Source organism: Nocardia sp. CA-135398, assembly GCF_050955845.1.
Lineage (GTDB): Bacteria > Actinomycetota > Actinomycetes > Mycobacteriales > Mycobacteriaceae > Nocardia.
Genome location: NZ_CP192084.1, coordinates 4,136,071 through 4,148,839, shown reverse-complemented (window position 1 = coordinate 4,148,839; position 12,769 = coordinate 4,136,071). Strand labels below are relative to the sequence as shown.

Below are 12,769 nucleotides of genomic sequence, written 5' to 3'. Positions count from 1 at the left end.
TTCGTGTATCGCGACCCATGCGTTGGGCGAGATCGGATTGCGTCAGCCCCCGGGCCTGCCGGGTAGCCACGAGCCAATCCCTGACCGGTCTACCTTCGGCCAGTGCCGGGATCACTCTCGTGAGGCGGATCCGGCGCTGCTCCGCGCCTTGTCGAAGTTCGTCGGGAATACCCAGCGCCGCACAGAAGTCCGCTAAATAGCCAGCCGTTATGTCATGGCCGCGTTCAGCGGCGCGCACTGCCGCAAGACTGCGCCCCATACGGTCGGCGAGGTCCTGTTGGGTGAGAAGATAGTGCAGGCGGGTCGCTTCGTACCACTGCGCGATCGGCTGATCCGGCGCGTCCTCGGGTTCGGGAATCGAATCACCGAAATAATGTGCGAACTCGGGCCCGAGATGCTGCGCCACAGAATGCAGCACATCACGCGAGATACCCAGAGCCACACCGAAATCCCCTAGATAGCTCACCGTTATCGCAGCACCGTTTTCGGCACTGCTCACGGCTTTCTGATGTGTTCCCATGAGGTCGGCGAGCCGTTCCTGGGTCATGCCCGCACGCTGGCGGACCACTCTGAACCAGTCGGCTATCCGACCACTGCCCGAGTTGCCCGCGATGTCGTGCGATAGGAATGTTCGGGCGAACGCGAGATTTCCGAGATGGGCGAATCGCGGGTTGTAGATCGGCTCGCCGACCCGTGCGCCGAGCACGCGACCGTCAGCCGAGTACGACACTTCTCGCGGCCACAAGCGGAAGACGGTCTCACCGAGAAGTCCACCGGGAGCGAGGATTTCGGCTTCGCCATGGCTGAGGTTCGAGATCGGGCCGCGACCGGAAATATCCTGGAGGGTGGCGTCCACGTCGATGCCGTAGGGATGGTAGATCTCGAGCATGTGGCGCGTGTGCACGTAGGTGCCGTCGGGCTCGCGACGCATCTTGCCCTGGGCCGCCATCTCGGCGACCCACGCCGCGTCGGGGATGTGCTGGAGCCCCCGAACAATGACGTGCTCCGGGCTGCGCGACAGTGAGACGAACCCATCCGGTTTCGCACGGCCGGTGGAGCCCACGTGCGAACTGATACCGAGAGCGCCGATGTCGCGTGCGGCACAACCGCTTTCGAAGATCTCCTGGCCGCGGTCGTCCATCCGATAGAGCGCGTTGCCCGGCTCGAGGTAGGCCTCGCCCGCACTACAGTCGCGCCACACCGGGCGCAGTCCGTCGCCGCGGGTGCTGACGAATACCGCGCTCGGGTCGACCGGGGCGACGGCGTCGGACATCGCATGGACCGGCACGTCACGGGTGAGATACCGCGGCAGCGTCCCACCGGGGATGAAGCTGGGCGGTTGGGCGCTGGTGTAATGCCGTCCGGACGGCACCGCGAGTTCGCTGTCGACGACCTCGGTGAGATACCGCTGACCGATCGTGTCCGGCGTGGCCAGGGTATTCGTGCGGACCCGCTCGATAATGGAATCGATGGCGACCACCAGCCGACCGTCGGCGATCCGTTCCAGCACGTCGGCGCGGCTCAAACCGTGTGCGACGGCGTATGTTTCGATCACATGCTCCCGATGTGGATCCACCGGGACCGTGCCACGTGGTGCCGGGCGGGTACCAACTCCCGCCGCGCCGAGTATCCGGGTGTCAGTTGCGGCGAAATCCGACATCTCCCGCAGGCCGAGTATCGGATCGAAATGATCGATACCGAATACCATGCAGACCGCCGCGCCTTGCGCGCGGTGCCGGGCAGCCAAATCCGCGGCGTATTCTTCGACTCGGTCGGCGACGGCCGCGGTCACGCTCGCGACGATGCTTCTCGGCTGACCAGGGGCGGGTCGCCGCACCGCCTCCGCGCGCAGCCACTCGAGGTCCGATGGTTCGAAGCTACGAGGGAATCCCTTGTCCGGGTACACCAGCTGCATCAGCTGTTGGAACTCGGTGTGTGGATCGTCTACGCCGGTGAGAATGAACCGGAAGGCGTCGATGGTATCGCGCAGGTACTCGTCGATATCCGGCCTGGTGTGCGCGGGCAGGCGCAGCACCTGCGCCATCTCGCGCAGGACGTAGTACAGGAATACCGCTTCGGGCTGGTGTCTTTCGAGCAGGCCCGCGAGCTGTTCGGACAGCTCCTCGTCCGCGGACTCGATGGGGATGCCGTACCCGAGCGCGATGTAGGCGAGCACGGCCCTTTCGGCGTCCGGAGTACTGAAGCAGTCCGCGATCGATGAACCGGGTTCGGCGACAGGGCCTTCCGCGAGGATGACGCGGTTCTGCCCCTCGGTCCGCGCGACCCATTCCTCCAGCAGAGCCACGAGCGCCGTCGACTGCGGGAGCTCCGGGGCCGGAAAGTGTCGGGTTCCGACGAACAGGCTCTCGCCCGACCACACCGCCAGGTGCGAATCTGCCTGTGCGGCAGCGATCGTGGGATCGGGCGGCCCCCGGCCCGGTGGACGATCGCCCATCGGGCGAACCGGGATTTCCCGGCCACGGCGGCCGATCGGTTCGCCGTTGGTCGACAGTGGAAGTTCCGGTGTGCCATCGGATTTGAAAGCCAGACCGTGAAACTTAGCGCCTATGCCTGCTGACTTTGTCAAATGGGCGGCCCATGCATCCACCGCCTTGTCTCCGCGCACCGTCCGCACGGAGATGTGCACCACGCCACCGGGTTCGACACGGGTGGCCTGCTCTACGACTACGACCATCCCATCTTCGTGTTTCACCGTGAACGCGGACGCGCCGCTCTCCCCGAAATCCACCGCGCCGATCACGGTTCCGCCGGACCGTCGCGCATGCGCGATGATCGCCGCCGCATCCGGGAATCCGCCCGGGTGCCAATTCGCAAGGCTCCACCGGGACGCGTCCTTCCCGTCGACCCCTGCCAGCGGGATCTGATCCAGACGCTCCGGCGGAATATCGAACCGAGGCCGCGGACCCGCCCCCTGCTCTGCCGCTTCGGCGGCCACCAGGAAACAGGTCTTCGGAACCGAAGCGAGCCAGTGTGCACCGGTACCAGCCGGCGTGCCCTCCTGTAAGAATTCCTCGATCCGTTCGACCAATTCGCCTGGTGTGGCTGCGGTCAGGTCGGGGAAATGCCGCGCGAGCACGTCACCGATTTCGGATCCGCTGCCCGACGACAGCCGCCACCGCCCTTGATCTCGCTCGAGTGGTATCAGTAACGCCATGGTTGCGCCGAGGTTCGTCGCCCACATCACCCGCTCCGAGTCTGCTGGGAGGTCGCGATGGGTTGCGGCCAGCGGTGGCAGCTGCCGCGTGTACAGCCGATGGAGAAGGTGCGCGGGGTGGGACCATTCGAGCGTCGGCTCGGCTGTCATCTTGTGGTGGCCCACCGACACCAGATCATCGGGATCACGGAGCGGATAAGCCACCGTGGATGAAGGCGACACGTCGCTCGCGACGACTTGTGTCTGCGTATCGAATGTCGCCGAGCCGAGCCGGCTGAGCCACTGGCGGAATGCGTCACTTGTCAGGCTCGCTTCCCGGCAGGTCAAGTAGTGGTCGAGCAGGTGGGCACGAACCTCGGCCGCCGTCTGCCGACGCCGCGGGCCCTCTGCCTCCGCCGGGGGAACTGTCCGAATCTCGACTCGACCGTCGGGTCCCGCTGTCACCGCGAGGTACCGCTTTTCCAGCTCGTCGCGCCACAGTGCGTCGGCGAACCTCGGACGCTCCACCGCCAGTGCCAGCAGACTCGCCATATGCCGGCCGGGCGGCGCGGCGACCACCAGCAGACCACCCGCCGCGTCCGGTATGTACCCGATGCGGTCGTCCAACGCCTGTCCATGCCCGCGGCCGCGCAATTCCGCCGCGATGACCCGGCTGGTCAAGAAGTCGTCACGCTGCCGCTCGCTGTGCGATACGGCATCGGACAATCCGGCCAGCCGCTCGCGCAGGTCGACGTACTCCTGGATATCGGATTCGCGGCGCAGGATCTTCGCCCGGCGAGCGGCGAGCCCCGCGTCCGAGATCGGGATCGATGCCAACTCCAACGGGTCGACGCGCAGTTCATCGGCCAGCAGTTCCCTATCGCGGGTCACCCTCTCCCACAGCACCTCTGACACCGACCGACTTGCTTGCTCATCCCGCTCCGACACCCTGAGTCGACTCGCGACCGCATCGCGTGCCGCAGTCCATGCCCGGAGCTGTTCGGCGGCCTCGGCGGCGGCGCGGACCAAATCCTCGTATCGGCGAACCTCATCCGGGGACAGCCGGACGTCGAGTTTCCGGGGCGCGCGGTCGACCGAATCCAGCTTCGTTTCGCGAAGCGTCTCGGCCACCCGCCGGACCAGCGACCGCAGGTCGGGGTCCCGGATAGGATCCAGCACTGCGCCGCCCCCGGCGTCCGATACTTGCCGTGCCAGCCAGTCGTCATCACCAAGGCTGACGTCGACGGTGATGTGCTGATGACCGTCCGTCGCGAGCAGTTGCCAAGATTCGCGCAAGCGGTAGAAGCGCGTGCCCTCCTCACGTATCGGAGATACCGCCTCCGTGATCCGGTAGAGCAGTCCTTCCGCCGTTTTGGACGACAGGCCCTGGAACCGACGATTCAGGGTGTCGCCTGCGTCGCCGTGCCCGCGTGGTGGCGCGACCCGCCAATTCAGGCCGTCGACCTCGATATCGACCACAGCGTTCAGGACGCCGAGCTCGATATCGGCGCGAAGGACGGCGCGCCAGAACCGGTCGGCGCCCTGATCGGCCGCGACCGGCAGCGCGAACTTCCGGGTGGCGATCCTGATCAGGACGGCGGTGGGATGCGGCAGATCCATATCCACCGAGGACTGCGCCTCGGCCGCCATGTAGGCGAACGCCTGCACCATGCCATCTCGCTTGAGTCGGCCAGCGACGACTTCGGTTCCGGCAGTTGCCTTTCGGACATCCTTCTTGCTGTAGAGGCAATCTTTGCCCAACAGGCCGATCCAGTCGCCGAACGTCCCGGCGACCAGGCCGAGCTGCCGAAAACGCAAGTACTCGTCGAGCAGAATGCCCTCGACCTCGGCATCCGTCGCCGCACGGTACTGCCCCTCCGCGGTGCCCGCGGAAATATTCGTCACGACGGCGCCGTCCGGGCCTGGTGCCACCCCTCGGTATTGCCTGTCGAATCGCGGGTGCCAGCCCGCGTCGACGAATCTCGAATCGGTCGTCACCACGTCGAGCATCATCCGCCGGTGCATGCCCTGCGGTGCCGCGACGACCAATGTTCCGCCACTGCCCGACGGGAGAAACGCGACATAGTCGGTGAGGCGCTCGCCGGTGCGGCCCTCGCTCTGCCAGGAATTGAGCTGGTCCTCGATTGTGCTGCGTGCCGCGTCCCATACCGCGTCACGTCCCTCGTCAACGGCCGCCTGAGCGGGACCGGGCGGCGATGCGGATTCGGATGGCGACGCGACCACCGGGTCGGGATCAGTCGGCGACGTGACCAGCCGGTCCGGATTAGTCGGCGACGCGGCCAGCCGATCCGGATTAGACGGCGACGCGGCGAGCGGGTCGGGATCGGGCTGATCGGCCGCCGCGACGGGTTCAGCGATGGGTCGAACGTCGCGAAGCGACACCCTGCCGGTCTCGTCAACTGTCACCTCGCAGTAGTGGTAGCGGGCCCTGCGCTCCGATAGCCCGGCGCGCACCTCGGGTGCGAGCGCGTCCATCGCGTGATCCAACCCCGCAACGGATCCGGCGACGAATACTTCGGGTGCCTCGGCACCGCTTTCGACGACCGCTATCTGCGGCGCCAGCCAGCGCCCGTCCCGTGCGCTGATCACATTCTGTGCGAGCACATCTCGTGCTGCGGCCGCGGCGGCCTCGGCCCGAGCGCTGCGCTCCCGAACGAGGGCATACTCGTACAGCGCGAGGTGGTCGCGGACGATCTCACCGGAGGACGCGAGATGAGCGGCCTCGGCTAGCTCGGCTGCCATCCCCGGCGGGTGCGGCCGATCGTCTCGGAAGGTATGCGCCCATTCGATGAGCTCGTCCACGGACCGAGCAAGCTCCCGCGGACTCGACTCGTCCGCGTTCGGCAGCCCGAGCCGATGGGCTCGCCGCCTGACCTCGTCCAAGGCGCGCCGTCGTACGCCAGCGGCCTCCGCGATCCATTCGCCCCACCCGCGCAGTGACGCCTCGACCTGCCCGGACGGCTCATACACCCGCGGATCCTCCACCGGCACCCAGCCGGAGCGGCGGTGCGAGCCCTCCAGCCCGAGCTGGGCGGCCAGGTACTCGCGAACACCACGAAGTCGCTCGAACTCGGTGCCGAGAATCTCCTCCAAGCGGTCACATTCGGCAACATAGCCCAGCAGATGGGTGAGCCTCCGATACCGCGCGGCGCGGCTGCCCAGCTGCGGAATTTCGGTCAGCTTCCCGCTGGCCCTGGTGCCTATCGGCGCTTGTCGCTGCTGGAATCCAGCCTGGGTTTCGGCGCGCCGCACCACGCCGAGCGTGAGCTCGGCCCCCAGCGGGAGGATGTCCGCTGCCCGCAGATCCGTACGCAGAGTTGCGGTCAGTCTCCCGAATTCCCGGCGCAAACCGGCGATCGAGAAACTCGGATCCGAGCGATCCGCGACACACAGTTCCAGCCATTTGTCACGCAGGGCACGTACCCGCACCAGCGTATCGAGCTGCCGCGACAGCAAATCCACTTCCTGGCGCACTCCAGTACGTTCAGTGGCGGGTGCTCGAACTGTCTCGAGTTCGTCCGCCGTGGCACGGAACCGATCGACCAGCAACCTCTCCTCGTCCAGCTCGGCCGCACTTTCGACCAGGCGAGCGAGATCGAGATACTCGGTCACTATGTCGATCAGGCGCCCGACGACGGAGGATTGGCCGATCGCCTCACCGAGAACCCGCCATTCTGCCGCCGGGTCCGAAATCTCGACCCGTTCGGTTGCCTGCTCGAAGCCCAGTTCCGGCAGCCAGATGATGCCGGACAGGTTCATCGGCTGGTCGGCATCGAGGATTCCGCGCTTCAGCCACTCGAGGAGGGCGGTGAGCTCGCCGCCCGCCGCCCGCCGCGTGAACCGCTGCCAGTACCGGTGGTCCACGGCGCGCAGCCCCCGCTGGAAATGCTCGACGACACGCAGAACTCGCTGCCGTCCGTCACCGAGTTGAGTGAGGATCTCTGGTAGCCGCGCCTGATCCGGGTGGTCGGGTCGTGCGTTCGCCAACAGGTCGGCCAGCTCCCGAGCCTTCGACTCGAACGCGCCGGACCATCGCGCCAGGTACGCCGAACCGAGCCGCATGCGGGTGGCGTTGGCTCCGCACAGGGCGGCCAGATGATCCAGCTCGCCGGACAACCTTTCGCACCGCGCGACCGCGGCATGCAGCGCCCTTCCCATGTCCCCGTCAACCGGACGGCCATCGGGCTCGTGCGCGGTGACGGGCTCATGTGGACGGTCGCCAGTTTGCGCCGGGCTCGGTGGTTTCGGTGGCGACTCGTTGTCGTCCAGTTCTGTCGCATCGACTTCGTCGGTACCCGCGACCGGGAGCATCGGCGCGCGCGGTGGAGCGAGCGCGATCCCCGTCCACGGTGTGCTGGTGCTCGGCCGCAGTTGCGCGTCGCTCTCCCTGAATTTGATGAAGATCGCGTATATGTGCAGGTTATTCGGCAGTTTTTCCGGTTCGAACAGTTGCTTGGCACCGTTGTCGACCAGCGGGTCGCGCCATTTGATGACGCCCGGTTGGGCCTTGTCGTGGAACAGCAAGCGGGCATGGCCCTGGCCCGACATCGCGCGGGCGCGATCGCTCTCGGTGACCACATAGGCAGCGGCGCCCGGTTCCATTTCGCGCAACAGGTCCGCCAGTTGCTCCCAGGTCTCCACGGGTTCCCACGGCTTGTTGAGCAGCACGGGGGGCAGTCGTTCGGGGGAGACACCGCCGAGCTGAGGATCGGGGGGCAACGGCTCGGCCGCGAGATTCTCGGCGAGCGTGACGCTTTCGGTCTCTTCGGCGGCATAGCCCGCAACCAGATGCGCGCAGTCGATCGGCGTCGGCGCGCTGGGCGGGGTGGACGGACGGAATTCGCTATTACCCTCCAGGGGCGCATCGGCACCGGCGACCGGCAGCAGCGGGCGGTCCGAGTTCGGTCGGGTCGCCGGGGCGCCGGTGCCGAGTTGCCGCCACATTCCCACGGGCAGACTGTGCAGCGGTACCCCAATATCTCGCCTAGGTGGAGCGGATACCGTTGGCCTCGTGGGGAACTCGGTAGAAGCGGGCTTCGGCGCGGCCCCTGGCCGCCGGTCGACCGCGTAGCGGCTCGAGATACCCGGTACCCGGGCACGGCCTGTCGGGATGGCCTGCAGCGCCTGCCATCGCTTGCTCAGCTCCCCCGGCCCCATCTGAACCAATCGGCTCAACCAGTTCTGGCCCGAGTCGCCGCGGACCGCGGCGATGGCTGTCGCCTCGGCGAACACTCGGTTGAACCCGACCGCGGTCTCGGACAGTGCCGCCAAGAGCAGGCACAGCCGCGCGATATCGATCACGCGGTCCGTATGACCTGGGTCCGCTCCAGTCCCAGCCGACGGTGCCTCCCCTGCTGTGGCCTCCGCGAGGACCTGCTCGATCCGCTGGGTGCTCAGTTCGTCCGGCTCCACTCCGAGCAGCCGCGCCAGTTCCGCTGTTGCCGTGGCTAGTTCGTCGTGCAGCCGCGCGAGTTCCGGCGACCGCGGTGTCAGTGCCCAGTGATCGATCTCGATACCGTGTTCGCGGGCCAGTTCCCGAGAAAGTTCGCCGCGTCGCAGACCCAACCGGATCCACTCCGGGCGCAACGGCGATGAGAACCACCACGACTCGCCCAATGACTGCCGGGGGCTGCTGACCGGTCCGGGCGAGGCATCCGGGCGAGAAACGTCTGTCGCGGGCGGCAGATCGGGGTCCTTCGGAATCGGTGGCAGCGCGGCGAATTCGGCCTCGATCCTCAGATATCCGGCGAGGATCTCGACCAGTCGGTGCACAGCCGACGCGGGCCCGTCCTGCGCGGCCAGGCGCTGCAATTCCGTCGTCCGTTGCCCCGATAGCGCCGTGCCGTCCGGTTCCAGTCCGGCATCCCGCAGCCACTGCAGCACCCCGGCCGCTTCACGGTTCGCCTCCGCGATACTGCGCAGTTGCCGCCCGAACATCTCGCCGAGATTCGCCAACAACCCCGTCCGCACAACGGGATCCAGCCGCGACCACCCGAGCTCACCCAGCGATCGGGACCAGCTCTCGAAACTGTCGATCACTCGCTCGAGCGCCTGCCGCCCCCACCACCTCAACTCCTGCGGGGCCACCTGCAATAGCTCCGCCGCCCGCGCGGCGGCATCGGCGTGCTGGCGTGCGAGTTGCTGTGGATCGGGAGCGGTCGCAGTCGCCTCCGGCAATTCGACTCCGGTGGACTGTACGCTCGAAACTCCTTGTGGCGCATCACCATCAGTCGTGTCGACACTGTTCACGGCGGACGTTACCGATCCGAGCATCGCGGCACCGGGCACCAGAGATTGCGCCCTGCCGTCGGGAGCCGATCGCGGCGCGGACGTCTCCTGCGGGGCCTCCCGCGTGGACATCTCCGGCGAGGGATGCGACGCGGTTGGGTCAGCACGGGGAGCCACGGCCGATCCGGTGCCCCCGGGCTCGCCGGACCGCGCAGAGGTCTCGTGCGCGGTCCGCGACGCAGCTGAATCACCACCGGGAGCCACGGCCGAGTCGGCGCTTCGGGGCTCGCCGGACGGCGGCGATTGGGCGGCCGCGCTGTCTCGACGCGCCTGCTCGGTCTCGGCCAATTCCTGGTCACGCAACCCCCGAGCGCGGTCCAGTGCCGCCTCTCGTACCGGATTCTGCGACTGGACACCGTCTCGCTCCAGTACCGCTACCGCACCTTTACCCGCTGTCTCCGCAGGCTGGGCGGGCGGGGACAGCGGAGCCGAATATGGGCCCGTACCATCGCTTTTCGAACCGCGTGGAGCCGCGGAGTCGGCCGATCGAGCGGACATCGAGGCATCATCGGATCCGCCGACAGGCACCAGTGCCCGTGCCGCGTCCGCACCCGCCCTGGCACCGTACTCACGAATCGCCCCCTCCAGCAGGGCATCGCGATCGACACCGGACACCACACCAACCGGTTCAGGGGAGGCCGAAGGCCGCAAACCAGCGGCCGCGAGCGCGTCCCTCGCCGCCGGTGTCAACGCCGTCCCGTCACCACCTGGCGTCTCGGCCAACTCCCGCTCATGCAGCACGCGCGCGTGCTCCAGGGCCGCCGATTCCAGCGGCCGCAACCCAGCGGCCGCGAGCGCGTCCCTCGCCGCCGGTGTCAACGCGGTCTCGTGACCAGCCAGTGTCTCGGCCAACTCCCGCTCATGCAGCACGCGCGCATCATCAAGCGCCACCGCCGAATTCGCGTTGCCCTCCTCGGCTCCGAGCCGCAACACCAACTCCGGAGACTTCATCAACCGATCGGAGGTCGCGTGCACATCCGTCCACCGCTCCAAAACCGCCGCATCCGCACCGATCCACTCCCGCAACCTCCCCCGCAGATCCCCAGCCATCACCTCAGACGGTTGCAACGACTCACCCGGCATCAGGTAACGGCCGCTCTGCTTATCGGCGACAACGCCGCGACGCACCTCGTCGCCGATCAACCCACCCGCATGCGCTCGCGCCTGCTCTGCCCACTGCGGCGACCGCTCCGCTTGCCCGACCCAGGCTTCGACGGCCGCACGCAACCGCGACGGTGTCATCGAATGGAACTCGGTATCCGACAACCGCAGCCATTTGGCCAACCCCGACCCAGCCCGCGCCGACTCCCGCTGCAGCACTTTGAAATCCGCCGCCCGCGCCTTCGCCACGGCCGCTTTGCCCTCTGCAGCACCATGATCACGAATCGCCGCCTCCAACACGGCTTCTCGATCAACACCAGATATCGCGTCGTCGGCAGCGGCACGGCCACGACCGGGCTCCGCCGGTCCGGAAGGTTCGCCGACCACCACTGCTTCGCGTCCGGCATCGGCTGACGTGGCAGTGGACCGGTGCGCGTTCCCGACCACGTCCGCCACCGGCTTATACCGCGGATGATCAGGGTTCCAAGTCCCATCCGCCGCACGGCCATCGGCCACACCGACCTGCGTGTCGGCCGCCTTGTACTGCTCCAAGTGGTCCAGCATTCGAATAACCGGTGCCGCCCCTGCCGCCTCAGCGACGCGCCGCACCGACGACCCGGTCCCGCCAGGGACATCTGTCGGTTCTCCCGCCAGCCCGGCGTCTCCCAGCCACCGCTGCACCGAGGCCGCATTGTGGTTGTCCGCAGCGATTTCCCTGGCCTGGTCCACCAGTCGCGGTCCAACATCGTCCAGCGCTCTGTCTCGGATCACCGGATCCATCCGGTCGCCCACCGCCCGCAGCATCGCGTCGGACCGGCCGATGGCTTGTTCGATCACCTGCCGCCCCCACCACCGCACCTCTTGCGGCGTCACGCCCAGCGCTGCCGCCAGGTCGGCGCGCGCCGCATCGCGCGCCGCCACCCGCCGAGCCAGCTCGGCCACGTCGACGCTGTGCGCGGTCGCCTCGTTCGAGCCTCCTTCGTTGTGCCGCATACCATTTGCGCCGCCACCCGCTTCGGAATGTTGCGCATCCTGCGGGGCTTCGGTCCCCGACGCTGCCCGAGTTTCCGCCAACTCCTGGTTCCGCAGCTCGTTCAAATGCCGGTACAGCGCCGCATCCGGATCGCTTGCGACCACAGAGTCTGGTGCCACGCGCTCCCCGACGGTCTCACCGACCGGCGCATCGGCACCCGCGGTGTTTCCGATGTCCGCCGGACCCCGTTCCGCTGGCGGAGCACCGGGCCGCTCGGGCCGAACCACCCCATCGCCACCGGGCAAAAGCCCCTCAACCCCGGCCGGAACCGGTGATGCCAAGTTCTTATGTATCCGGGCCTGCGCATGCGCCGCGGCCATACCAACGGCACCCCCGCTGGCCAGCGCCGACAACGACAGTTCGAACTGACCGGTCACTGCGGCGGCCGCGGCGGCACCGCCGACCACACCCGAGATGCCCGCGGTCGCGGCGACCACCGCGCGCCCGAGCATGACCGGGGTGGCATGCGGAACGACCGCCTGGGCCAGATGGCCGCCGAGCGCTCCACCGAGCCCGGCACCAGCACCGGCGACCGCGGCCGTCAGGACCGACTTCCCATCGATGCTCTTGCGATCTCCACTCAGGATCCCAAGCATTTGGCCGACCTGGACGCCGAAATCGACACCGGCGGTCAGCGCCGCGAACCCGCCCGCGTGCACGACCAGCAGACCGACTCGCTCGGCCGCCGCGGCGGCACCCGCGCCCGCACGCTCGGCGACAAACGCCGCGAACCGAGCCAGATGTTCGGCTCTCGCCTCCGACAGCACCTGCAACGCGCGGATCGGATGCCAGCCGCCCGCCAAGAGGAGCTGATACACCGTCATCGCCCCGAAGGCGTACATGGTGTACACCTCTTTGTCCGTATCGGCCGCGCTGCGCTCGGTGTGGCTCGCCATCGTCTTGCAGAACTGGCCCGCGCGAGCGACCGCCGTGTTCAGCGGCTTCGCGGCGGCGACGATCTGATCACCGAGACTGTCGCGCACCGCTTCCGGCAAGGCCGCGATCTCCGCGTCGAGCCGCTGTCCGATCTGCGCGAGCTCCGCACTCGCCTGTTGCCACGCGGCACTGACCCGTCTACCGGCATCGGTATCCATCCGAGGGACCTCGGCACCGAAGACAACAGCCTGAATCGGCGCCGGCAGCTCGGACAACAGTCGCAACGCGGTCGTCAC

The 12,769-nt window shown here is 67.8% G+C and carries 1 protein-coding gene (cut by a window edge); it reads right to left on the bottom strand.

What is annotated here, in order from left to right:
• Positions 1–12,769, bottom strand: the start of a protein-coding gene (locus ACQP1T_RS18065; RefSeq protein ID WP_433761698.1) for a PfkB family carbohydrate kinase. The gene continues 19,805 nt to the left of window position 1, outside the view; only the first 12,769 of its 32,574 coding nucleotides appear in the window; its start codon is at positions 12,767–12,769; its stop codon lies off the left edge, out of view.